The sequence below is a fragment of the Rhizobium sp. T1470 genome, from assembly GCF_042140505.1.
Taxonomy (GTDB): domain Bacteria; phylum Pseudomonadota; class Alphaproteobacteria; order Rhizobiales; family Rhizobiaceae; genus Rhizobium; species Rhizobium favelukesii.
In genome coordinates, this window is the sequence record NZ_CP148091.1 from 2939084 (window position 1) to 2962143 (window position 23060).

Genomic DNA, 23060 nt, shown 5'->3' on the forward strand with positions numbered 1-23060 from the left:
GACGCGGCGTACCCGCGCAAACGACAAGACGTCGTCGGAATGGCCGTGCGATAGAAAAACAAATCAGGGCGAGGTTTTGGTTTATGACGCGAGTTCCAACGACAAATTGGGCGGCAAGCTTTCACTATGGCTTTCGAGATTGCCTCTACCCGACTTCTGTGGAGGCGGTTTGCGAGATCGTGGCGCGATCGCCAAAGATAAAAACCGTGGGGTCAGGCCACTCATTCAATGCAATCGCCGATGGCGAAGTTGGCCTGTCGCTTAGCGAACTTCCGATCAACCCCATTATCGAGGGCGATGGAACACAGGTTTCAATTGGCGGTCATTGCACCTATGGAGAGCTTGCGCTTTTCCTCCATCGGCATCATCTCGCCGTTCACAATCTGGCATCGTTGCCCCACATTTCGATTGCCGGAGCAATTGCCACGGCAACGCACGGCTCAGGCAACCGGAACGGTAACCTGGCGACAGCGGTTTCCGGACTCGAGATGGTTTCAGGCGACGGCCGCCTTATAAAAGTGGCACGCGGCCATGCCGATTTCTTGGGACTGGTGGTGCATCTGGGCGCCCTTGGCGTCATTACGCGCGTGACGCTTGACGTTCAGCCGGAGTTTCAGGTCGCACAGTCCGTCTACGAAGGATTGGCCTGGGACAAGCTGTTGGCCAACCTCGATGAGATCATGGCTGCGGGCTACAGCGTAAGTGTGTTCACGCAATGGCGTCAACACGCGGGATCAATTTGGGTCAAGAGAACCGCATCAGCCGATGAATGGCCTGCCGCCATCCATGGCGCAACGCGCGCGACGGTCAACAGGCATCCCATAAGCGGATTGGATTCGCAAAATTGCACTGAGCAGTTGGGGCAGTACGGGCGATGGTCCGACAGGCTCCCGCACTTCAAGATGGGCTTCACACCCAGCAGTGGCGAGGAGATACAGTCCGAATTCCACGTTTCCAAGGAGTATGGGGCGACGGCGATCGAAGCCCTGCTGTCAATCCGTGAGAAGTTTGCGCATCTGGTGCAAGCAGCGGAATTCCGGACAGTCGCAGCAGATGAGTTGTGGCTCAGTCCTCAGTATCACCGCGACACCCTATCGATCCACTTTACCTGGATTCGGGATCAGGAGGCAGTGAACGCGGCTGTGGAGCATATTGAGCAGAAACTATCGCGGTTCACGGCCCTGCCACACTGGGGCAAGGTCTTCACCGGGCGCCATATCCGGGCAAAATACGAAAGGCTCCCTGAGTTTGCCCAGCTTCGAGACAGGATGGATCCCCAACGGACGTTTTCTAACCCGTGGTTGGAAGACGTCATATTTGGTACGAGCGAAAACTAGGCGCCTGTCGCCGACGACGTTGCCTCTACCTCGACCCGCTCGAATTGCAGCCGTACCGCCGTCCAGAAAGATCGCTTGCAACATAGACCTGGCGTGTCACAAACACGCCAGGTAGGACGGATTTATGCCAAGCGCAGCGCGTCGAGGTCCTTCGCCAGCATCAGCGCCAGCGCCTCGACGGCGAGATTGTGGTCCTCACGTTGCGGCAGGCCGGACACGGTGACCGCGCCAATGCAGCCAGTGCCCTTTACATTGATCGGGAAGCTGCCGCCGTGTGGCGCATAATCGGCATCCGCGAGGCCGTTGTCGGCAACCGTCTTGCCTCTCTGCTTGAGATCGAGGCCGATCGCGTAGCTGCTCCTGAAGTAGCGCAGCACCAGATTGCGCTTGCGCCGCACCCACTGCACATTGTCGGGGGTGACGCCGGGGAGTGCAGCGTAGAAGACAGGCATCGAATGCAAAGTGATGTCGATGGCAATACCGAGGCCGCGTTCGGTTCCGAGCTCCTGCAGAAGCTTGCCGAGCTGCCACGCCGTCGTGAGATCAAAGGTGTCGAAACTCAACGCCCTTTCCTGTTCTGCGATCCGCGCGAGGTCATCGTCTGGCGTGGTCATGTCTGCTTCCTCTCCTGCAATGCCTTTTTCTGAACAAATGCAAGCGGAGCGTAAAAGTAAAGCAGAATCGTGGTGATAGCCGCGCCCCTAAATCTCGGTGGGAGCGCTCGAAGCGATCGCGGATCGTGGATTGGGTGTCCCGTCGAGGGCGCAATGGCATCGACCTCGGCGGCATCGACACGCAGGCGACCGAGCGAAGCATCCGGACGAGGCTTGCCGATTGATGCTTCACCACATCGCACATATTGAGGCCGACCTCGATCTGCGCGAACGCAGGGGCGCCGGCCTCAAGAAAGCCTTCGAACTATAGCAATTTCTAGTTTGGGAGGCGCGATTGCGGCCGAATGACCGCAATCCACCAGTTCAATTATCCGAGTGGCGCTCGGCTGGCCGTTCTGCAACGGCGACGATCTCAGGCATACCGTTTGCAAGCAGGCGCTTGCGAACGAGGACTCCCATGACACGAGCGGCGGTCGAGAAGCTCATCTGGTCAAGCGGTCCCTCGCCTTCCCAGGGTTTGGTAAGCCGTTCAGTGACGGCCCCGACGATGTTCATCGGAACGATATCGTCGCATTGACGCATCGCTTCGAAGACCTGGCTGATGGGAACAACGCGTCCTTCGAAGGTGACTATTGGTTCTGTGAGTTCCGTATCCCACTCTTCGAAGGCATAGAGTGCTTCGCGGAAGAGTTCCTGAAGGGTGAACGGGGCGTGTCCATCGTGAAGCGGCGGCAAGGCATTCGTCATGTCTGTCTCCTCTTTAGGGCTATTTGCCATTCCTCCTCTTCGGCCGGGCAGCAACGCGGGAAGCAGAACTCAGGGTTCCCTGCCGGGCCGAATAACACGATCAATGTTATAGTGTAATATATGCGTGATAAAGCGTTTTATCCGCCTCGCGGTTTCCTGTCGCCGGATAAAAATAGATAGGCCATTGATATTGCAGAGAATATCAATGGCCGTTCGGTATCAAATTAACTGCAGCCGAGGCGCCGGGCGATTACTGCGCGATCGAAAACGTCACGTTGACGGTGATGTTGTAGCTGGTTTCACCGCCCTGGACCGGTACGGCTGAGTCTGCCGCTTCCTTCATCATGGCGGCCCGATAGACCGGCACCGGCTGCGGGCGCGGCGATGTCTCGCTAATCTCGATCACACGCCCGAGCTTGACATCGGCGGCTACGGCCAGCGTCTTCGCCTTCGCAATCGCATTGGCGACGGCATTCTTACGCGCCTCTTCCATTGCCTTCTCGGGCTTGTCATTGGTGAACTGAATGTCGCCGCCCTGGTTGACACCGAGTGTCACGGCCTCGTCGAGGATGACGCCGAGCTTGGACAGGTCGCGGACCCGCACGCTCAGCGAATTGGACACCTGGTAGGCGATCAACTGTGGCGACTGAGGCTGACCATCGTTGGACTGCGGGTAGCTGTACTGCGGCTGCACCGAAAAGCCCGAGGTTTGGAGATCCCGCTCGGCGATACCCGCCTTTTTGAGCGCGGCCAGCACATCGTTCATCGACTTGTTGTTCTCGTCGAGCGCCTCGCGTGCGGTCTTTGCCTGCTTCACGACGGAAAGGTTGAGCACCGCCATGTCGGGTGCCACGCTCGATTGGCCCTCGCCGCTAACCGAAATCACCGCCTCGCGCGGCTGCGAATCGGCGCCCAGCGCCGGCAGCGCCGTGACAGCCGCGATCGGAAGTCCAAGCAGAAGGCTGAAGGCGATTGTTCTGGTGTTCGGCAGCACGATGTTTCACTCCGTGATTGTGAAGTCTCGATTGTCGTCTTGCCGATTGATTGTGAAGCTATTGCGGCAGTCCCTTGTGACCGCTGAAGAATTGCGTTAGAGCGAAACCCGTTCCGGGGAACCATTGCGCCGGACACGGCAGCCACGCTGCCGCAGGGCCTGTAGCTCAATGGTTAGAGCCGGCGGCTCATAACCGCTTGGTTGGGGGTTCGAGTCCCTCCGGGCCCACCACCATCCTAAGATTCTGAATTTCCATAAAATTTTAGGCACCCGTTTTCCGTCGTACACGTCGATGTACACACGACCGTACACATCGCGGCCCACTGAAAGGGTTCGTTATGTATCTTTGGCGACGGTCTTCCGGTTTTACATTCCAGCAACGGGTCCCGGCTAGGTTACGGGAAAAATTCGGGTCATCGCCCATCAGAATCAGTCTCGGTCCGATTTCGGCAGAGGAAGCACGTCGTCGTGCCAGGATTCTCGCTGGGGCGTTGACTAAGCAGATCGAGGAGCCGACCATGACACGAGAAATACTTTCCGCCAGTCTGACCGCGCTGGCCGCCGAACTCGACGGTATCCGGAAGCAAGACAGGTATCTCGCATTCATGGGGCCGTCTGCGGACGAGGTGCACCAGATCGATAACAACGAACTCGCGACCGAAAACGAACGTGGCATCGCCAACCTCCTTGGAGAGGAGCGAGCATCGGCTGTCCGGAAGCGGCGGAACCTGAAGGGACTGAGAGCGCGTCTGGAAAAGATCGGCGCGGCGCTGGAGAAGGACAAGAACACTTGGGAGACGGAGCGCGCGACGTACAAGGATACTGTGCGAATGCTGGCATCTCTTGAGCGTCCAGCGGTAGAGGTTCGGGATGGAAAGTCCTCGACATTGTTGAGTGTCGCCGGAAGAGAAGTTCTTGATGCTCGGAAGGCCGCGCTGAACCCTGAAGATAAGGATGCAACGCGCTACGAAGAACGGCTTGAAACAGCCTTCGCGGCGTTTCTGGAGATTGTGGGGGACAAGCCTCTCAAGGAGTACCTTCCGATTGATGTCCAGCACTTCGCAACCTTCCTTGCCCGGCTGCCGAAAAATCGTTCGAAGATCGCTATCTTTAAGGGCCTGACGTTGAGGCAGATAGTCGAGAAGAACGCCAAGCTCCCGCCTGAAGAACGCGAGCAGTGTCTGTCAGAAACGACGGTTGCGAGCTACCTCTCGGAATTCAAGAATATCTGGTCCAGGGTGGCGGCAAGCGTGCCAGACATTCGAGACATGGGCGGATATCGAGTGACCATGCCAAAGGGAACCGAAGCTGCTATCGACCGTGAGCCGATGGCGGTGCCGTCGTTGAACATCTGGTTCCAGGATGCGGCTACCCCGAAGCTCATGAAGAAGGCGCACAAGGCTTGGCTGCCGCTGGCCGGGCTGCTGACAGGAATGCGGCTTGCGGAACTGATCTATCTCCAACGGACCGACATTGTCGACGTCGAAGGCAATGAGGTTATCGATCTGACCCGTCCGCTACTGCTCGCGGGGCAGAAGATTGACCGTCCGGTGAAGACGAAAACGTCGAAGCGCTACGTCGCAATCCACCCACTACTCCACGAGGTCGGTTTTATCGACTACGCGAAGAACGTGGAGTCACCCGACGGCTTCGTGTTCGGCCACTTCCACAGGGCGGACGATCCGCCAGATGCCGCTCAGAAGCAGATGTACAACTGGATGAACGGACTTGGTATCCACGAGACGCAACGGCAGGTCTTTCATAGCCTCCGGCACAGCGCCAAGGATTGGCTCCGGGACCATGTCGGCGAACGTCTGGCCGACAAGCAATGCGGTCATGCCTTCTCCAGTGTCAGTGCCAAGTACGGAGCGAAGCTCCTGAAGCCGAAGGAAGTGCGGAAGATCATGGCGATGCCCGCTCCGGAGGGCGTGGATTTCACACCATTCATTCGATGAGGAGCGTGAAAGCGAGGGAGGAGTACCTAACTAGCCGTCCAATCGAGGCTTGGGGGGAAACTTCGCGAGAAGCAGTTCGTCGATGCCTTGTGATGGCACCTGCGGCTGCCCCTGCGACCGCATTTGAAGAAGAGCTTGCTGGCGCCTATGCATCTGTAGCTCCTCTTCTTGGGCTAGCGCATTTGGATAGTAAATGCGAGCGATGTCATCGACCTTGAGTGTATCCGATAGCCCGATATCTGCGCCCATTTCCTTCAACAAGACGCGTAGTTTTTCTTCGCGGAGTTGTGGATGAGGAACATCCGAGGTGTGAAAAATCGCGAAAAGGTCGGCCCAAGCTTCGCGGACTTTTGGGGACTCCGAGAAGACGAAATCGATTGAGTTGAGCATTCTTACCGAATCGAGGGAAGCGATCGTCGCTCTCTCCTGCATCAGCGTAGAGAACACCTGAAGTTTCATACGCCGCCGTTCGTTTTCGCGTTCTGTATCATTCCGAATCTGCTCAGAGAGTTTGGCTGCAGAACGTGGGCCTTGCCATGTCGCAACGACCGACAACAGTGCCGCCACGGCGCTCAGGAATGCCGCGATCGTTGCTGGGTTTTCCTGGATCCATTCGATCAAGCTGCGTCTCCAAGATCACGGAGCTTTTCAAGCTTGATATTCACCGGACCGAATGGGGTATCAACTCGGATAAACGGAGCTTCGAGGAAATTTTCCGGCATCGAGAAAGGAACTTCGTACGTGAGGCCATTCGGCCCTGTATTAATTCCTTGAACTAGGTCGATATTGGGAGGTGCGTTGACAGTTATCTTTCCTTTGAAAGAATTTGTTGCTGAATCCTGCGTGTAGGTTCCATCAAATTTAACGCCGCCAGCGTCAACCCCGACGATATTACTTCCTCTGAAAACGAACAATACTACGCCGTATCCGTCGGCTGACATGTAACCAACATAGAACCCATCAAGCATCGCGATCTCCTAGCGATTCGGTCTACATACTTTACAACGGTTCGTTGATTTCGTCGCGTATAGCGGGTGCTCCCCCCAGAGGATATCTACTCACCCCGGGAGCCCGGGATGTTTCTCCATTGACCTTCTTGCGCCGACGATCGACCATGAAAAAAGCCGTGGTCGAAGGGCTGGAACCCTGCACGGCTTTTTCAAGGACTGTTCAAAAATGATGAACAATGACCAAGAGATTGTAAAGCCCCGTCGAACGGGTAGTTGAGCGCCGGGGGCGAAATATTCGCTCCGGACGACCTCGCAAGCTCATCTTTTGAAAATCTAATTGTTGACAACGTGGTTGTGCAGATCGAAGGCGGCAAGCCGGGCGGGATTGCTGCGCGCGCGCTGGCGGGCGTTTCCGGTGCCGCGACCGCGTCCGGGCGCGGTGTGAAGACGCACAATTCGGTGCTGAAGTCGAACAGTGGATGGGGGCTCGATCCCGTCGCCTGGGCGCGGCGTGCTGCGGCGACGGCGAAGCTTATGGAGCAGAACGACCGCATCGCCAAGGCGCTGCAGCGCGCGGGGGAGGATGTCATCCGGCCCGGCGGAGTGACGCTGATCTCCGCTGTCACGAACGTCATCGAGACGCAGCGTGTCTTCCGTGCCGTTCGTTTCCTGCCAGTCGTCGCCGCCCGCGACAGGCGGCCAACGGTGAACGGCCTGAAGTTGTTCATTCATGAACATCCTTCCGCGAGGTACTTCAGGTACGCTGTCATGACCTGCGCCGAGCCGGTCCCCGCCTTTGGCGACCTCCGGGGAGCCATTCAGGAGCTGTCACGTCGTATATCGTCGTGGGCTTATGAAGTGAGCACGCCGGACAAGAAAACGGGCAAATGCTACGACATCGAGGTTTTATATCGCGGCATCGAATTCACCCGCGCGACGGCTGCCGAACGTGATGCCGCCGCTGCCGAGCGTGGGCAGGCCTCGGACCTGTCGGCACGCTACGGCGCGGACACGGTGCTGTACCATGTCCATGCGAACGTACTGTACTGGCCGAAGCGCAACATCGCCAAGCTGTGGCCGGAATTCCTCCGGTACACCGAAAAATTCATGGACGCGCACTGGCGGGACAATGGTCGTGTCGAGAAAGTCGAGGAGATTGTCAAATATTGTAGCAAGCCAGCGGACACGCTTGCGGCTACCGACGACGAACTCGTCTGGCTCTACAGACAGACGCAGAAGTTGAAAATCTGCCAGCCGATGGGAGAGTTCAGGACGTGGATGAAGGAACTCAAGAAGGAGCGGAAAAAGGTCGTCCGAGTTCATGTGGGACGTGGTGATGGCCAGCTCATGCGCGTCAAGAAAGGTAAGCGCGGCGGTGCCCCGGACGAAGACGATGCGGATGACGACGGCAACGTCATCGAAGACGGCGAAGCTGGCGAAGACGCGCCGGACAAGGATTTCGACGATGCTCCGGAGCTGTCCCCGGAGAAAAGGCCGCGGCTGGGCGACGGCGGTCCTGCGGCGAACATCGTCATTGGCCTCACGCTGCCGCAATGGCGGCACACGCCGTGGGCAGAACCGATGATCATGGTCCAGAATTATGATCCGTTGAAACTGTCCACCGAAGACGGGGCTGACATCCGCGAGTGGCAGCAGCAGGCGCGTGAATGGTGGGACGATGCCTTCGCGCCGCCTCCGGAAGAGGCGCTGCGCGTGGCGAGGATGGCGCTCGACGTGGCGGAGCGGTATGCCGCGTGGTCATGCGACGGACGGATGTCGGACGATGATGAGGACGACGCTCGCGCCGCACTGAAAGAGGCGCGGGCTGAGGCCGAGGACGATATACGCGAAGCTGCGGAAGCAGCGAGCTATATCGTTCACACATGTAGCTCAACTGTCCGAGAAGGACAGGCAGAGCTACCCCACGACATCTCCAATATCATCGACGACCCCGTCATCGAGGAGATTGCGGAGATATTCGGTGGCAAAGTCGTCAGGCTGAAGCCTCGAACGCCAGACGAAGACGACGAAATCCCGTTTGAGTCGTCGGACGACGAGGCGAAGTGGGCTCACGTGCGGGCGAACCTCGACCAGCGGGCAAGCGAGTGGCAAGCGCTGGTGGCCGCGCACGGCCTTACCGGAGCGCGACAGATCGATGAGGACCGTCAGCGGGTGCGGTATGCCGCGTATCTGTCGCGCCAGTATGCCGCAGCCGCTTGCCGCGCGGCGGCGTGACAGAGCCGTCGCATTGTCACCATGGCAACCATCCGGTTGCCTCGTCGCATCCAGCGGCGACAAGGCCCCTGCCAGGAGCCTCGCGGAAGTCCCCAGACAGGGTCCCCCGGAAAGGTCCGGCGGAAGCCTCCCCGAAGGGCCGACGACTCGACCCAACGGGGAGAGCCATTAGTCGGTCACTAAAGACTATTGTTTTCGGCTCCGCCGGCACTGAAGATTCTTCCACCAACAGGGAGGGTTGTAATGGCGTATGGCGATGTCGTTTCGGGTTGCTCTGTTTTCTTCCGGGAGTGGCTTCCGCACTGGGTCAACTTGCAACGGCGCAAGTCCGTCACGGTCGAACATGTCGGACGGAATCGAGTTCTCATTCATCTGCCGAAAAAGGGGGTGGCGGTTCGCAAGTCCCTGACGGCGAAAAGGATCGGAATCGTCACGCGGGACGGTCGCGATCTCGTCGCCGAATGGCGCGAAGTGCCGGGGCGTGACTGATGTCCTTCCAGTTCGTCCATCTCGAAGCATTCTCGCGCAAGGGCGACAGTAAGGGCCGCTCCACGGGCTTCGTGTTCAATGAAGCTCGGCGCGATCCGGTAGCGTCCGTTCATGTCGCGAATCCATCTCCTCCGATTGTCGTCTATGGCTCGACGATCGATGAGGTAGAGGCGCTGCACGAAGCCGCTGCCGATGCCGCGACGACAACGCCGAAGGGTGGCAAACCTCGAAGAATTCAGAAGACCCAGCACACGCTCATGACAGTCGTGGCGAGCCATCCGTACACGATGGAAGAAGTCCGCGCCGATCCGGAAAAGCAACGCGAGGCGGAGGAGTGGGAAAAGCAACGCGAGGCGGAGGAGTGGGAAAAGCGAACAGTGGCATGGCTTCGGTCGCAATACGGCGACAAGCTCGTCTCCGTGATCCGGCACGAGGACGAATCTCATTGGCATATCCACGCCTATATCCTGCCAGACGATCCAGCCATGCGTGCGGCCGCCCTTCACCCCGGGCAGACGGCGAAGGCCGCTGTAATGGCGGCAGGTCCCCTTGACGGCGAGGACACCAAGGCGTTGAACAAGCGCGGCGATCAGGCGTATCGAGCCGCGATGCGGGAATGGCAGGATGCGTATCATGGGACCGTTGCCATCGCCTGCGGTCTGACTCGCCTCGGCCCGCAGCGTCGTCGTCTGACGCGGGCCGAATGGCAAGCTGAACAGGTACAGGCCAAGGCGCTACGGACCACCATCGAACGGGCCAGAGAGGTCAAGCGCAAGGGCGAATCCATGATCGCCAGCACGAAAGACGAGGCCGCCCGGATTGGTGCGGAGGCTGCTGCGGCCAAGAAGGAAGCGGCCCGCCAGCTTGCCGCTGCGAAGGCCGCGACGGAAGCCGCTTTGAAGGCCCAGGACAAGGCCGTTCAGGAGCAGAACAAGGCCCGGTCGATGATGGCCCGTGTTCGTGAAGAGGCCGTCCGTGTCCGCGAGGCTGCTGCACGCCTTCAACTTCTACCGGGAGCGCTGCGCAGCGTGTTCGATGGATTCCGGAAATCGAAGGTCGCGGCACGCATCCGCGCCGCCGTCGATGCAGAAATGGAAGCTCTCCGGCAAGCCGCCGCCGATGCCGTTGACCGTGCCAGCGCCGCCGATGCCGGACGGCGGGAGGCTGAAACGCGGGCGAAGAACCTCCGCGACAATCTCACCGATACCGGGCGGCAATTGGCAGCGGCCCGACAGGAACTCGCGACCCTGCGTCCGCCAGAGCCGGAACGCACGCCGGCCATTTCGACGCCCGCTCTTCGACGGCGAGGCTGAAATCCTACGAAAATCGCGATCGGCACAAAATTTGTGCGCCAGAGAAGGCCGTACAGCGCGATCTCGCGCGCCTGATGGGGTCATACCCATCAGGATTCACGTCGAATCCTTGTCACGGTCCTGCCGAATGCAGGTCGTCCAGCCATCCATCAAGCCCGGTGAAATAGCCTGATACTCCCTGCATCACGCCGTGGATATTTTCCAGGTCGATTATGTGATCTGGCAGTTTGATTTCTTTGCCTTCTTTGCCCCAGCCGTACCGGAAGCTAATTCCGGCCCGATCAAGATCATGGAATTCCTTGACGATCTTCTCGACCACTTTGGTGGCCTCGTCGTCATTCTGCTCGTATTGTTCAATGATCGCGCGGCAGCGCTTCCAAAGCTTCCAAAGGTCATGATCTGCCTCGATCCCCTGAAATCCTTCTCCGCCGAAACGAAGCACGATCCATTTCATCGCTAGTTCGAGGCCGTGGCGATAATTGAACAAAATTGGATAGATCACGAAGTGCCGGTCGCCCCCGTATCCATCCTGGGTACATAGTTCGATCAGTCCGGCTCCGGCTCTCATGTAGCCTTCCCAAAGATGCACGTGTCTATCGATTGGCCGCTTGGAGAACTCCACCCCTCGGTCCCAATCATCCGATCGGCGTAGCAGTCGATCGCCCTTCTTGGGCCAGCGGTACTCAAAATTCAGCAGTTCCTCGAAACTCGTGGGCCTCTTCTTCATCGGGACATTCTCCTCGGCTACCAAGCGGGATCGAAGGTGGTGCAGGATAGGCGGTTTCGTCGAGCCGACAATGGCCTTGGGGTCACTCCGTTGGCGTTCGACGTCGAATCCTTCTCCCGGGAGTCGCGCACCCGCTCCTGATTTGCGCCGGTCCCGACCTGCCCGCATCCTGAAAGAAGGCAAAGGGCAGCGGAGGGTCGGGTATGTCAACAGTCAACGAAAGAATCGAAACCGTCTATCAGTCAGCACACTGGATGGCCGAAGGTGTGTTGATAGATGCGTGCGAGAACTGCTGGCCAGCCGAGCAGGTCGCGCAGGCCGCTCGTGAATGGCATCGCACTCGTGAGCTGTTGGCGATGTCGAAGCGGTGGCGCGAAAAGGTGAGAGGCCGCCCGTTCACTTCATTCGATGAAATCGAATGGTGAGCGTCATGAACATGAAGAAGCAGGATAAGCGTCGTCGGACATGCGTGGATCGCATGCGCCGCGATCTGGCTGAACGCCAACGGCAGCGCCGGGGCGGCGATCCGGCAGGCAAGGTGTTGCTCCAGCTACTCGGAATCCTATCGGCGACGCTCGCGATGATGCCACCCATACCGATGCCGGCTTTCTCATTTCCCTTCCGTCCTGCCCGTTCGCCTGCCTCGTCGATCGACGATGACCGGGGGCCAACGGCATACGCGATGGAGCGCGGCCTGGAGCCGCTGCACTACGCCACGAACCGTATGCGCCCGCCGCCGTCCTTCCGGCGGCTTGTTAAAGACCTGTCGCGCAGCCGAAAGGCTGACATTGCTCGCGAGATGCTTGAAGCGCGAGTGCCGCCAGCCGCTGTCGAGTGGCTGCGCGACTCCATCTACACGGGCGACCTATGGCGGCTCCGGATGGCCGCTCGGCCCGGAGCCTCTGATGATGAGATAACTGCCTCCATGTTGGCGGCGGCGCAGATGTGGGAAGTCGAACGGCAGCAGGCTGCGCCCCCGGAGACGGAAACGCCGGATGACGATGCGGGTACGAAAGGACCGAAGCCATGACAGACGAAATCGCCATCGCCAGCCCCAGCCTCGCCGGCTTTCTCACTCGGGTCGGATTGATCGCCTCCGCGCGGGATCGTGTCATCGCCATCGATCGGACGCTTGCCCGCGAACTTGAGAGCGACCAACCGGACGCTGATGGCTGCGCGGAACTTGTCCTCGAAGCAGCGGACCTCATCGCAAACGCGGGGTCGTGGGGCTTTGATTGGAGCGGCTGGGATGATGAAGGGAAGGAGTAGACATGTATAACCTTGTGGTGGGGGTGATCGCGGGCGTGATCTTCGGAGTGCTGGCTGTTGCGGGCGCCTGGTACGGCGGCGAGGTCTACGAACACGCGCGGCTCCGGGCGGAGCTTGTCGCGGTCGTGGGGCAGCAGCAGCAGATAGCAGCGGCGCTCGATCTCTACGGGACGGACGGCGGCCGGGTGTCGTCCCTTGGTGATGACGGGGCGGCTCTCACCGGGCTCCTGGAATCCGGCTTCTTGAATGCGGTACCGCCAGGAACGTGGCGTGTCCGGCACGGCGGCGGGCAGGTATGGAATCCACTGCGCATCCAGACACCCGGGGCCTGCACAGCGATGAACGGGCTCGCCGGCTTTCCAGAAGTCTGCCCGCCATGCGACAGCGAGACCCTGTCACGCTACCCGGCGTGCGAACTGCCGGAGGATGCGGCATGAAGGCTGTCGTCGCTCTCGCCACCATCGCGGCTCTCTGGAACGCTGATGCGTCGGCCGGGACGTTTGTTCTGCGATCGTCGACGACGGGCGTGATCGCCGTCCCTGTCGTGGCTCCTCCGAAGGAGCCGACGACACCGATACCGCCGGACACTCCGGCAGGCTTCACGCTGTCCGTCACGGGGCAGACATCTGTGGCCGTGGGCTCGGCGCTCGATCTGCGTCCGGTCGTCTCCGGGGCATCCGGCAGCCCCTCGTATTCATATTCCGGCAGGATGCCACTCGGGGCGACTTTCGACGTCGCGACGGGGCGGATCGGTGGCCGGGCGCTGATCGCGGGGAGCTATGAAATCTGGGTGTCCGCGACAGATTCGAGTGGTGTGGCGGTGACGGCGGACATCACCATCGTCGTGACCTGAAGCGCGAAATCGGGGTCTCTCGACCCCGATGTCCACATTTCGTTGCGTTTAAGTGGCCCGTACAGCACGCCTGACCGCTCGGGTGGTGTCTGTACCCGCCCGGAATGGAGAATGTCTCTGGCGGTCGCCTTCCGCTATTCAACGGGCCTGATTGAGGCCCGCCGGGCTTCGACCTTGGCGAGGTGGCAAGCTTCATCCCATGATGACGCTGTCCCCTCTGCAAATGTCACCCCGGTCCTGTTGCGGGTGCCTGTGACGCTGTAGTGCGTCGGTCCGATACGGCCCGGCTCGCCAATCACGAGCATATCGTAGGTGTCCTCCTCGCCATCCCCGACGATGAGGAGGTTCGTCCATGTGCTCTGGGTATTGTCGGCAACGGTGTCGTCCCGCTCCCAGCCGAGAAGTTGAAGAGCCTGCATCATGCGTCCTCCTTCTTCAGCTTTGCCTCGATGTCACTGACAACGTTGTCCCCGTTGAGGGTGAATTTCGTCACGTCGTCGGTACCAACGGCAAGAAAACGAGCCGTTCTGTGAATCTCGCTATCCTCATCAAGCGAGCATACGAGGTCATCCATCCGGTCGAGGTAGCGATCATAAGCCTCTTTAAAAGCTTTGAACTCTGCAACGATATGGCGGGCGACGATGCTGTTCGTAGTATGTGTCATGGGGGTCTCCTTTTCTGTCTGTCGATCATTCATGACGCTGGACAGTGTCGCGAATGCCGCTGGAAAAATCGAGGAATTCCATATCCTTGGGGCGTGTCCCGTCTGGTTTCCAAGCGGTCTTGAATCCTTGCCGGAAAGGACTCGAAGGGCATCGAATCCTTGCTGAGGCAAAACGAGTCCTTGGTGAATCCTTGGAAAAATATTTCAGGCAGCCGGCGAAAAAGTTTCAAGAGCACGAACGCCACGCTGCTGGACGGCCTGAGCCAGTTCCTTCGCGGTGCCGGGGATGCGAGTGCGCCGGACGAGGCGTTGCGCACCCGACTTCCGCTCCCGGATCAGGACTTCGGCACGGTAAAAGAGAGTGCCGACGGCATCTGCATGTACGGTTTCAATGATGAGGACATCGATTGCTAGCCCGCGAATTACGGTGGTCGTCGTCTTCATTCGAAATCTCCATAACTCATTGAAAACATGAATTTTATAGCAGATTTCGGGAGTCGGGCCCAGGGCGATCGGAAATGATTTCCGGGTTCCCGGAAACAGGACGTCGAAGTCGTTAACGTGATTCAGATTGGCACGACGGCAGGCAGGGGTTGACTGTCACAAGGGTCGCCATGCTCGGAAGAGGCATGCCCCTCCAAGGGGGATGCCGCAGGCCGCAGGCCGTTTCTGAGCGGCCCTTGGGATTGTCACCGAGCGACAAGGTTCCGCGACTATTTTTTCCCCGGTCCGCAATGCGGATCGGATCGAGACACGTGGCTCGATCCGAAGGGCAGGAAAAAATCGTCGTGGAAGAGAGCGAGGCTACCCCTGCCGGGATCAGGGGAACAATGAGCATATCGGAGCCGGGAGCATAGCGTCCCCGCAGGGGCACGGCGGGAATTCGCGCATGCCGAGACCGGACAAGAGGGCAGCCGCAGGAGGTCCAGCATAGCGCCGCCGGCTACGGCGGGGACTGGGATCGACTGGCCCCGGCGAGGCATTCAATTGTTGACACCATTTTGAGATCTCCGTACACATCGCTGAACCCGCGAATGTATCCGGAAGTGCCTGGAAACGCGGAGTGCCTTGGAGTTCAGGGCTTCAGGATGTACACGGCCCTTCGTCCCTCCGGGCCCACCATTCCTTTCCACACCTCCTTATGTTTCAAGGACTTGCGGGTGAATTCTGCTAACGGCTCGTACCTGTTAGCAGATTTTTGTTTCTCCAACGTTCTCATGCTGCCCCATAGGTCTTCGCTGTTGCGCTATCGGCAAGCTTGCTCTTGTTCGCTTCCTTCACGTAGGTTTCCACCTCCGCAAGGTTCTTGTGCCCCGTGATGCTCATGATCTCCGATGCGGAGCAACCTGCCTGTGCAAGCCGGATGCATGCTGCTTTTCGTAGGCCGTGGGGGGACCGGTGCGGGGGCAGGCCAGCGTCCCGGCCGGCTTCAATAATCCAGTTGGTGAAAGCCTTCTCCGATCGGGCTGCGCCTTGCGCTGTCACGATAAGGCTCGAATGGCCTTGGGGGATGGTGTTCAGGGTTTGCCGGAATGCGGCATGGATTGGAATGCTGACTTGGACGATGTCGCCGCTCTTTTTGATCTTTGTGACGATGCGGTCATTCTGGATATATGGCCTGCCAAGACGGACAGCATCACTGCGGCGAAGGCCGGTGAACAATAGGATAGCCGATCATCGCGCCAAGCCTGCTGCCGCCGCCGAAGGACGCCATCTTGACCACGGCCGGTTGGCTGCCGGACGCGAGTGATGCAAACCGGGACCGCATGGAAGGTTCGCCGGCGCCAAATCCATCCCTCAACCCGGCCGAACGGCGGCCGCGTTTGGTCCCACCATGCATTCGGCCGGCGGTAAGAGATGCGGTCGGGACCGCTCCGCCGCGGCGCCGGCGCTCCTCTTCCTCCAAAGTCTTGCCCCGGCCCAGCGACCGCTCGTGTAGCAGCGCTGCCCTACGCCGCTCCCACTCATTCTCGAACGCACCGAAGAAGAACTCCATCAGGCGGTTCCTCGCCGCCGTTGGGCGCCGCGCGCCGCGAAACGCCTGAGCTCGAGCATGACGGCGGCGACGATCTTTTGAATATCTGCCGTTTGAGCAGAGATCGCCTTGGCATCAACGTGACCGCTGCTGTTTGCGGCGCGCGCCAGCTGGTTGAGGTTCACGCCAATCGCCCGCATGTCCGACAAAAGCAGATCCAGAATTGCCCGGTCGTCATCGGTGAAGAAGGGGCGGACGCCTGCGCCTTCCAATGTCAGCGACCGCATAAAGGCCGAGATGGTCATTCCGGCGCCTGCGGCAACGCGCGCAATGACGGCGATTTCGGAGGTGCTGAAACGCGCGTGCACGACCCGATCCTTCCGCTTGTCTGCCCCTTCTCGTTTGATCGCCCCGCGGTGGCTTGCCGCCATTTCATCCTCTTCGAAACAATCGCCGCAGGCGCCATCGACGGCTTGTCCGTCGATCGTCAGCAAATTTGTATCACAAATTTGCGTATCCTGCCAAACATAACCATACGTATTTAGTATTGTTCTTCAAGCTGTCATCGGAGAGCCTTGATGGGGCCTGACCGCGAACGAACGAAGCTTCGCAGGGACAACAGCCATGTGCACAATTTGAGCAAATACATCGAGCATTCACACGCTATTTCAATATAATGGGTGTGAACAAACACCTCGTGTAATCACATCGTGTGCCATTGGCATGTGATCCCACTCTAGGGGCCATCGCCCATAGAATGTGTTTGATCGCCAGCATTTTGGTTGACGGTTGCTATACGCATAGAGTTATATTCACAGAGACACTGAGCACGTCAGCTTTCAAAGGGTCGATCAAGATGAGCCGGATCTATGCTGCGGTGAGCAATAAGGGTGGTGCGGGCAAGACCACGCTCGTCACCCTGGCGGCGGGGGAGTATGCGCTCAGAAACGAGCGTGTGCTTCTGATCGACGCCGATAGCAGGCAGAACCTGTCGGGATGGTGGCGACTGTGCCACAACAAGCAAAATGTGCCCGACAACATCGAAGTCACGACCGCATCGACATCACGAACGCTCGAGACGGCCATCGAGCGGTTTGCAACGTCCTTCGACCTCATCGTGATCGATGCACCTGGCGTCGACAGCTCCCTTCAGACGAGCATCATTCGCGCTTCGGAACTTCTCTCCCATTCAGCCGGCGATCAAGGAGATCGAGGCGGCTGGACAGGCGATCGCCATGGTCAACGAGACAAACGACGAAGCGGGTACCAAGATTCAGCATCTGAATGTGAGAACGCGCGTGACTATCCCGGGGCGCAACCTCGAAGCCTATCGCTATATCCGGCCATTCGTTGCCGGGTTGCAGCAAGCCGCCTATCGCACTGCACTTCTCGATACGGAGTTGTTCGAGCGCAATATCTATCGCGCGATCCAAAACGGTCTCGGCACATTGCAGATGCAGGACTTGACCGACAGCGTCCGAAAGGCCCGCGCCGAAGTTCAGGCGCTCGTCAACGAAATCGAGAGCAAACGATCGATCCACCTCAAGGGCATTGCCGCATGAACAAGCCGAGCCTGGCCCTTGACGACTTCATCATCGCATCGAACGCCGTCAAAGCCGACCACAATGCCGGGGGTGCGAACGCGAGATCGGTCGAAGGTCTCGCCGAAGAAGGATCTGCGCCGTCGGTCGAGGCCCCTACTCTGCGAAAGCTTGGCCAGGATAATCGACGCGCGACCGGATATGACACCGTGGGTCTGGCGGGCGACATGCCGCCCCTGCCCTAGAAAAACGAGGAGTGGCGTCGATTTTGACCTATCAAGTACGTGAATCAATGCGGCGCGACCGATTCAAAACTGTCGTTGGACGCCGAGCACCGGATCACCGATCCTGTTGTCCATGTCGCTCGATCCCTATCGCCTCTATTGCCATCGCGCTGATCTAAGCAGGAACATGGCACGGTTCCACACCCTGTCGATACGAGCCAACGCTGTTCGGTGAAACGGCTGTCGTCCGCTCATGGGGCCGGATCGGGACGAGCGGTCGGGAATAGACAGAGGTGTTTTCGGATGAGCTCGCAGCGGCGTCGCACTTCCTCAAACTCGCGCGCCGGAAACGGTCGAAGGGCTATAAGCCCATAGGAAGCTGTGGAAATGCCGCCGAAGTCAGTTCGGTGGGCATCGTGGCCGATGACAGAGGAGCCGCGTGGTGGAAAGGATTCCGGAGCTTCAATCGGGAGTTCACCATGACCACAACCAACGAAATTGCAGACAAGATCGCCGGCGAACATGGCCTGACCAAGGTACAGGGCAAGGCGATCGTGGAAGCCGTGTTCGGCCATCACTGCGGCATCCACCTCCGGCAAGGAAACCTCGATCCCAGGTTTCGGCAAATTTAAAGTGAAGGACACGCCGGAGCGCGAAGCGCGCAATCCGGCGACCGGCGCGACCATCAAGGTCGCCGCCGCCAAGAAGCTCACCTTTGCGCCGGCAAAGGCGCTGAAGGATGCACTCAACAAGTGACATTGAGAAAAGCCCCGCTTGAGTGGCGGGGCTTTCTGGTTCTGCTTACCGGCGCGTGTTGCGCGACCAGATGAGCTGGAGGCCCTCCTGGCCCTGGACTTCGGTCAGCGTGGCATAGATCGGAGCCGGGAAGCTCGGATCATCTAGCTTGACCGAGATGTAGTCGCGCTCGGTGTCTCGGGCCTGCTTCTGCCAGCCTGCGCCGAACTCGACATTGCCGGCCAGGACGCGGAAGTCCGGGGCGCCTTCGGAGGCGCGTTCGACCCTGACGATCTTTGCCTTGACGTTGAGATTGAGGGTCTTGATGGTGCCGGTGAAGCCGTCGGTTGAGGCGGTGAAGGAGCCGATGGTAGCCATTGTCGCATTCCTTTTCGGTTGCTCGAGCCGCGCCCATCGCAGTCTCGATGGCTGTCGATCAGACCGGCGACGATCGGCGCGCACCCGCAGGGCCGCAACGAAGTGGAGGACGGCCATGGGCCGAGGCTTTCTTGGCTACCGCGAGGAATGACGGCGATCCGGGGTCCCCGCGTGACCTGTCACGTGGGGTGGTCGCCGTCAGGGGAAGAAAACGAGCCGGCCGTTGCGGGAGGACGATCGAGCCGAGCAGCGTGAGGCGTTCTCCGGTCCGACATGCCCCATCGAGACCGCGGTGGGCCTGCCTTGCGCAACCATTGAAGGGATAGAGAATGGCGGATCCAGGCGCGCCAGCATCGAGGCCGCGACACCCGCGCGTGTCATTTTCCCGTCTGCGGCAAGCGTAGGATCAGGAATGCGTAATACCAGTGAGCCTTCGGGCAGCGAGGACCGTTCGAAACTTCCTCGCTGCAGACGATGCTTTATTTCGACCGATGCACTTCCTACACCTCACCGTTCGGATGCGGCAAGCGGGCTTCGCCCACCGCGACGCGATGGGCGTGGACAGGGACAGTTTCCTTCATCAGGTCGCTCCACTTCGGTCAATGAGGCCAGTTCCGGACAATCGACACAAACGCCAGCATCATCAACCGTCAAGGCGTGGATCCAGCATTCTGAAGACCGTGCAGGTAGGCAACGGCGCGCTGCGCCTGAGCGGCGGCCTGGAAAATGAAGCGCTTGTCGTCTTCAGCACCAAGAGCCATGATGCAAGATAGCTCGCATGGTCCGGGCGCGGCTCCATCTCCGGAACGATGCCGAGATCGGCCGCGAGAAACACGGCACCCAATTCGGCGATCAGCTCTTCGCGTGCGCGCTCCGACCGGTCTTTCGCGTATCTGGAGAGATCACGATTGAGGCGATGTGTTGCACCGACCCAGTGAATTTCTTCATGGGCCAGCGTTGCATAATAGCTTTCCACATCCCTGAACGTTTCGATCGGAGGCATCTGGATGTCGTCCGTCCCTGGCGCATAGAACGCCTTGTCACCGCCATGACGGATGACGGCACCGGTTGCTGCGAAGAAGGCGTCGGCGTGACCGATCCTGTCGACACACCGCACGCTACTGTCCTCACTCGAATAGGTTTCGGGAAGCCCGTCGATCTGCTCGACATTGAAGACGGTGTAGGCCTTGAGGAAGGGAATATCGCGTTCGACCTCCTGCCCCTCGCCGTCGGTTTCGATCTTGCTGATACGGTTGGCGTAAACCACCATCGAGCCCGTCTCGCCCTTGCGGACGCAAGCGCCAAGTTCCACTGCCTGGCGAAACGTCATCCATGTCGATGACGAAAAACCGCGTGCCATGCTCTCCGACCAGAGCAGCAGCACGTTGATGCCCGAATAGGGCTCGCCGTTATGGCGCAAGGGCCGCGAAACGCGTCCGCTCAGATGCTTCGCGCTCCATGGCTGCACCCACGGCCGCACGCCCTCGTCGAGCGCGGCAACGATCTTGTCGGTGATGCGTGCATAAATGTCTGCACGCTCGCCGATATTCTTGTCTGACTTCTTCATGGTCTTGTTCCTCAACTTTGCGAACCGCGCCCTTCGCGGTTCGTCACGGCGGTCGAGGAAGCCGAGGCCGGAGGCGGTGCACCCGCTGGCATCCAGTTGGTAATTCGATCATCACAGGCGGGCCGAAACGACAGTGGAGGACGGCTTGCCGTTGCGACCGTCCATCTCCGGACCCGGCTAGACCGCAAAACGGGACGAACCGTAATCGGCAAGGCCTCATCATACGACATGGGGAAAGGCCGGTGCGCGACGCGCACCGGCCTTGTTTCGGAGATGAAGGGGCTTTCGCCCCTTCCGGTCAGTCGAAGGCGGACATCTGCAGCGAAGCCGCCCTCTGGTCGATCGATGAGCGGAAGGCGCAGCGCCTGTGCGCTCATATGGCTTCCAGGTCTCGCCGGTGATCTCTTCGTAGGCGCTGACAGCGCCTTCTGCGGCCATACGCAGAACGTGGGCCTGCAGGCCGATGTCGGCTGCGAATTCGCGCTTGCGCTGGGCGCGGCTGCCAAAGCCGACCGGGCCTTCGAGATCCTCGTCGCGATAGTCGTTCGAAAGCTTGGTGGTGAGATCGCGCGCTTCCGTGACCGAGCGGCTGTAGAACTGGCCGGCGCCGTAGGCGGAGCCAACGAAGGAACCGACGATGCGCTGCATGTGGATCTGCATGGCCTTTTCGGCCAGACCGTCTTTCAGTGCCGCAGCACTTTCGATCAGTTGGGCATGGTGAAGTTCGCGGATACCGTCGCTGTCCACGACGGCCAGGCCGAAGCTTTCGGAGATGCGTTGTGCCTGTGCGCTGTCCGGGCAGGCGTGGCGGACCATCTCGAAGGTGGTGGCGCGCTGGGCGGCTGGGCGGGCTTTCGGGCCGGAACGGTTGAGCGATGCCATGATGAATGTCCTTGTTTGGGTTGGTTGAGCGAAGCCCGGGGCTGCCGATTGTCCGGCGCTGTCCCTCGGGTGCGGTCGACACGAACCGGCGAAGCAGCCTGGCCCAAGGTCAGGACGATGCGTGGCGAGAAAGGTGGGGTTGCGGACAATGCGGGCCGCGTCCACGGTCTGCAGTGGACGCGGCCACGCCTTGCGAAGCAAGCGTCGAGACTGCCGCCCCGCGGCGCGGAACGCGGCCTTTGATCGGGCTGCCGTCCGGTTCAGACCGCAGCAGAACCGAGGGGCTGCGCCGGATGAACCGCTCGACGTGCGCACTCATCCAACGCGGCGGGAACATCATCGTCGCCTCGCGGTTCCTCGCCAGAAGCTCATCTCAGACGACGCCGATCTCGGAGGCAACCCCGCGGCAGCTTCAGTCCCGCACGTCGTGTTTCAGGTAGACGATGCTGTGCTGTCGCCGGAGACCAGGCCCGCGAGTGTGGACTTTAATTATATTCATTATGCGCCAAGCGACGATTATTACGACGACCACTGATCACGAACACCGCAGAGATCATCATTCCAATCATTCGCGCGTGGCCGCAGTCGATAGAAATCGCAACCCTTGGCATCGGCGATGGCCCGCAGTGCGTCGGCAAAAGCCTCGCCCTGACTGTCACGATCGGTTGCGGCCACCAGCTTTCGATCCCGCCGTGACAGCGCCGAGACAGCAGCCTGAGTGCGCGGCGACCAACCACCCGCGGTGCTGGCATAGAGGGTGTCCTGGCGCAGGCCCTCGATTGCCGCCAGACTGAGAGCGTCGATCGCAGATTCGGTAACGCAGACACGGGTGGGCGCTTCGCTGCCAAACCGAAAGAGCGATTTGGAGCCCCCCGTGGCAAAGCCGCGCCACCCGTCGCCCCTCTCCTCCCAGCCGACAACCACGCGGGCCTCTCGATGCGCAAACCATGCGCTCCCATACGGGCCCGACCGCAACCAGCCATCCGCGACAGCCTTTGCAAGGATCGCCGGCGGGAGACACCGTGTCTTGGAGAGATAAAGGAGAATTCTCGACCCAGCTTTAGGCATGGCTCGCGCCGCCCAGCGGGCCGCCGGCGTCGCGGCAGATGATCGCGGTTTTGGATTGCGCTCGGGGTGCGACCATATGGAATCGGCGACGCGCCACCCGATCAGGTCCGAGGCTACTTTGAGCGCCGACTGAAACCCCAGGCCTTCGATATGGCGAAGCAAATCGAAGATATCTCCCTTGCGATCAGACAGCGGATCAAACCAACCCTTGCCGTCATGGATGACGATGATGATCTCAGCCTCGCGTCTGTATTTCACTGCCCGTCGCGTGCTCTCCTTCAGGTCCACGCGCCAACCGCCGCGTTCAAGGACTGCCCCGCAAGAGATCTTCTCTCGCAATGCCTCTATGTCGTCGCGCACCATCGCTCGTTCTCCTTCACTTTCATTCTCTGAGGACAACTTCCAAAGAGCGCGAAGGCCGATGGACGCAAGGGCGCGCTATCTACTTGACGATGAGTGAGACGTGATGCGCGGCAAAGCCTCCCTTGTGTGCATCCGGCCGCAAGCGCCAGACGTCATTGCGAGGGTCGCCTTGATGACCGC

The 23060-nt window shown here is 59.8% G+C and carries 25 protein-coding genes, 1 tRNA gene and 7 pseudogenes; 17 read left to right on the forward strand and 16 right to left on the reverse strand.

All coding sequences use genetic code 11. From position 1 onward, the window contains the following. The first annotated feature begins 83 nt into the window (after positions 1-83). Positions 84-1337, forward strand: coding sequence for a D-arabinono-1,4-lactone oxidase (locus WGT02_RS14795; RefSeq protein ID WP_208250091.1), 1254 nt, complete (start codon positions 84-86; stop codon positions 1335-1337). A gap of 122 nt (positions 1338-1459) precedes the next feature. On the opposite strand, the gene WGT02_RS14800 is transcribed toward WGT02_RS14795, so the two are convergent. Next, positions 1460-1951, reverse strand: coding sequence for a heme-degrading domain-containing protein (locus WGT02_RS14800; RefSeq protein ID WP_024313677.1), 492 nt, complete (start codon positions 1949-1951; stop codon positions 1460-1462). A gap of 205 nt (positions 1952-2156) precedes the next feature. Between WGT02_RS14800 and WGT02_RS14805 the strand changes: the two are divergent. Beyond that, positions 2157-2261, forward strand: a pseudogene (locus tag WGT02_RS14805) (GntR family transcriptional regulator); the annotation flags it as partial. A 53-nt stretch (positions 2262-2314) separates the two neighbouring features. On the opposite strand, the gene WGT02_RS14810 reads toward WGT02_RS14805, so the two are convergent. Together WGT02_RS14810 and WGT02_RS14815 are read right to left on the reverse strand one after the other, a co-directional pair. Further along, on the reverse strand, positions 2315-2698 hold the full coding sequence (locus WGT02_RS14810; RefSeq protein ID WP_024313678.1) for a hypothetical protein: 384 nt from the start codon (positions 2696-2698) through the stop codon (positions 2315-2317). A gap of 250 nt (positions 2699-2948) precedes the next feature. Further along, a complete protein-coding gene (locus WGT02_RS14815) occupies positions 2949-3692 on the reverse strand; it encodes an SIMPL domain-containing protein (protein WP_024313679.1) in 744 nt (247 codons plus the stop codon). 155 nt (positions 3693-3847) lie between these two features. Here WGT02_RS14815 and WGT02_RS14820 point away from each other — a divergent pair. From WGT02_RS14820 to WGT02_RS14830, 3 genes and pseudogenes are all read left to right on the forward strand, one after another. Continuing rightward, positions 3848-3923 (forward strand) — tRNA-Ile (locus tag WGT02_RS14820). A gap of 107 nt (positions 3924-4030) precedes the next feature. Continuing rightward, positions 4031-4141, forward strand: a pseudogene (locus tag WGT02_RS14825) (DUF6538 domain-containing protein); the annotation flags it as partial. 69 nt (positions 4142-4210) lie between these two features. Continuing rightward, the gene (locus tag WGT02_RS14830; protein ID WP_208250090.1) at positions 4211-5647 is read left to right on the forward strand and encodes a hypothetical protein; all 1437 of its coding nucleotides are present in this window, start codon (positions 4211-4213) and stop codon (positions 5645-5647) included. A 30-nt stretch (positions 5648-5677) separates the two neighbouring features. On the opposite strand, the gene WGT02_RS14835 is transcribed toward WGT02_RS14830, so the two are convergent. Beyond that, positions 5678-6268, reverse strand: a complete 591-nt coding sequence (locus WGT02_RS14835; RefSeq protein ID WP_208250089.1) for a DUF6680 family protein — start codon at positions 6266-6268, stop codon at positions 5678-5680. Next, a complete protein-coding gene (locus tag WGT02_RS14840; RefSeq protein WP_208250088.1) occupies positions 6265-6615 on the reverse strand; it encodes a hypothetical protein in 351 nt (116 codons plus the stop codon). The genes WGT02_RS14835 and WGT02_RS14840 overlap by 4 nt, the downstream gene beginning before the upstream one ends. Before the next feature lie 336 nt (positions 6616-6951). Here WGT02_RS14840 and WGT02_RS14845 point away from each other — a divergent pair, with 336 nt between their 5' ends. The 3 genes from WGT02_RS14845 to WGT02_RS14855 all read left to right on the forward strand — a co-directional run bounded on the left by WGT02_RS14845 (position 6952) and on the right by WGT02_RS14855 (position 10634). Then, positions 6952-8832 carry a hypothetical protein gene (locus WGT02_RS14845; RefSeq protein ID WP_208250086.1) on the forward strand — a complete coding sequence of 627 codons (1881 nt, stop codon included), beginning with the start codon at positions 6952-6954 and terminating at the stop codon, positions 8830-8832. 243 nt (positions 8833-9075) lie between these two features. Next, positions 9076-9321 carry a hypothetical protein gene (locus WGT02_RS14850; protein ID WP_208250084.1) on the forward strand — a complete coding sequence of 82 codons (246 nt, stop codon included), beginning with the start codon at positions 9076-9078 and terminating at the stop codon, positions 9319-9321. After that, entirely contained in the window at positions 9321-10634 is a 1314-nt protein-coding gene (locus WGT02_RS14855) for a hypothetical protein (protein ID WP_208250082.1), read from the forward strand. Before WGT02_RS14850 ends, WGT02_RS14855 begins: the two co-directional genes overlap by 1 nt. A 112-nt stretch (positions 10635-10746) precedes the next feature. Here the strand turns inward: WGT02_RS14855 and WGT02_RS14860 are convergent, their stop codons facing one another. Next, entirely contained in the window at positions 10747-11361 is a 615-nt protein-coding gene (locus WGT02_RS14860; protein WP_208250080.1) for a hypothetical protein, read from the reverse strand. A gap of 203 nt (positions 11362-11564) precedes the next feature. Between WGT02_RS14860 and WGT02_RS14865 the strand changes: the two genes are divergently transcribed. From WGT02_RS14865 to WGT02_RS14885, 5 genes are read left to right on the forward strand one after another with little or no spacing between them, the layout of a single operon-like run. Next, positions 11565-11786, forward strand: coding sequence for a hypothetical protein (locus WGT02_RS14865; protein WP_208250078.1), 222 nt, complete (start codon positions 11565-11567; stop codon positions 11784-11786). Between the two features lie 5 nt (positions 11787-11791). Further along, complete coding sequence (locus WGT02_RS14870; RefSeq protein WP_208250076.1) at positions 11792-12391, forward strand: hypothetical protein; 600 nt, start codon at positions 11792-11794, stop codon at positions 12389-12391. Then, on the forward strand, positions 12388-12630 hold the full coding sequence (locus WGT02_RS14875; protein ID WP_208250074.1) for a hypothetical protein: 243 nt from the start codon (positions 12388-12390) through the stop codon (positions 12628-12630). Before WGT02_RS14870 ends, WGT02_RS14875 begins: the two co-directional genes overlap by 4 nt. Positions 12631-12632: 2 nt before the next feature. Further along, on the forward strand, positions 12633-13067 hold the full coding sequence (locus tag WGT02_RS14880) for a hypothetical protein (RefSeq protein WP_208250072.1): 435 nt from the start codon (positions 12633-12635) through the stop codon (positions 13065-13067). Then, positions 13064-13483 (forward strand): putative Ig domain-containing protein, encoded by a 420-nt coding sequence (locus tag WGT02_RS14885; protein WP_208250070.1) that lies wholly within the window; start codon positions 13064-13066, stop codon positions 13481-13483. Before WGT02_RS14880 ends, WGT02_RS14885 begins: the two co-directional genes overlap by 4 nt. A gap of 134 nt (positions 13484-13617) precedes the next feature. Here the strand turns inward: WGT02_RS14885 and WGT02_RS14890 are convergent, their stop codons facing one another. From WGT02_RS14890 to mobC, 6 genes and pseudogenes are all read right to left on the reverse strand, one after another. Next, positions 13618-13905 (reverse strand): hypothetical protein, encoded by a 288-nt coding sequence (locus WGT02_RS14890; protein WP_208250069.1) that lies wholly within the window; start codon positions 13903-13905, stop codon positions 13618-13620. Then, on the reverse strand, positions 13902-14147 hold the full coding sequence (locus tag WGT02_RS14895; RefSeq protein ID WP_208250066.1) for a hypothetical protein: 246 nt from the start codon (positions 14145-14147) through the stop codon (positions 13902-13904). Before WGT02_RS14895 ends, WGT02_RS14890 begins: the two co-directional genes overlap by 4 nt. A 204-nt stretch (positions 14148-14351) precedes the next feature. Next, on the reverse strand, positions 14352-14591 hold the full coding sequence (locus tag WGT02_RS14900; protein WP_208250064.1) for a hypothetical protein: 240 nt from the start codon (positions 14589-14591) through the stop codon (positions 14352-14354). A gap of 885 nt (positions 14592-15476) precedes the next feature. Beyond that, positions 15477-15809, reverse strand: a pseudogene (locus tag WGT02_RS14905) (tyrosine-type recombinase/integrase); the annotation flags it as partial. Further along, on the reverse strand, positions 15784-16143 hold the full coding sequence (locus WGT02_RS14910) for a hypothetical protein (protein ID WP_208250062.1): 360 nt from the start codon (positions 16141-16143) through the stop codon (positions 15784-15786). The gene WGT02_RS14910 and the pseudogene WGT02_RS14905, both read right to left, overlap by 26 nt. Next, positions 16143-16616: a plasmid mobilization relaxosome protein MobC gene (gene mobC, locus WGT02_RS14915; RefSeq protein WP_375678465.1), complete on the reverse strand. Its 474-nt coding sequence runs from the start codon at positions 16614-16616 to the stop codon at positions 16143-16145. The genes WGT02_RS14910 and mobC overlap by 1 nt, the downstream gene beginning before the upstream one ends. Before the next feature lie 362 nt (positions 16617-16978). On the opposite strand from mobC, the pseudogene WGT02_RS14920 reads away from it, so the two are divergent. The 4 genes and pseudogenes from WGT02_RS14920 to WGT02_RS14935 all read left to right on the forward strand — a co-directional run bounded on the left by WGT02_RS14920 (position 16979) and on the right by WGT02_RS14935 (position 18643). Then, positions 16979-17684: pseudogene (locus tag WGT02_RS14920) on the forward strand (ParA family protein). Next, a complete protein-coding gene (locus WGT02_RS14925) occupies positions 17681-17908 on the forward strand; it encodes a hypothetical protein (protein WP_208250061.1) in 228 nt (75 codons plus the stop codon). The pseudogene WGT02_RS14920 and the gene WGT02_RS14925 overlap by 4 nt, the downstream one beginning before the upstream one ends. A 112-nt stretch (positions 17909-18020) precedes the next feature. Next, a pseudogene (locus tag WGT02_RS14930) lies at positions 18021-18261 on the forward strand (WGR domain-containing protein); the annotation flags it as partial. 105 nt (positions 18262-18366) lie between these two features. Beyond that, positions 18367-18643 (forward strand): annotated as a pseudogene (locus WGT02_RS14935) (HU family DNA-binding protein). Positions 18644-18688: 45 nt separating this feature from the next. Here the strand turns inward: WGT02_RS14935 and WGT02_RS14940 are convergent. From WGT02_RS14940 to WGT02_RS14955, 4 genes and pseudogenes are all read right to left on the reverse strand, one after another. Further along, positions 18689-19000, reverse strand: coding sequence for a DUF736 domain-containing protein (locus tag WGT02_RS14940; RefSeq protein WP_037069871.1), 312 nt, complete (start codon positions 18998-19000; stop codon positions 18689-18691). A gap of 650 nt (positions 19001-19650) precedes the next feature. Beyond that, positions 19651-20567: pseudogene (locus tag WGT02_RS14945) on the reverse strand (ArdC family protein). Positions 20568-20786: 219 nt separating this feature from the next. Further along, positions 20787-21449, reverse strand: coding sequence for a hypothetical protein (locus WGT02_RS14950; RefSeq protein ID WP_225039686.1), 663 nt, complete (start codon positions 21447-21449; stop codon positions 20787-20789). 519 nt (positions 21450-21968) lie between these two features. Beyond that, on the reverse strand, positions 21969-22880 hold the full coding sequence (locus WGT02_RS14955) for a DUF3991 and toprim domain-containing protein (protein ID WP_024317537.1): 912 nt from the start codon (positions 22878-22880) through the stop codon (positions 21969-21971). Positions 22881-23060 lie beyond the last annotated feature (180 nt).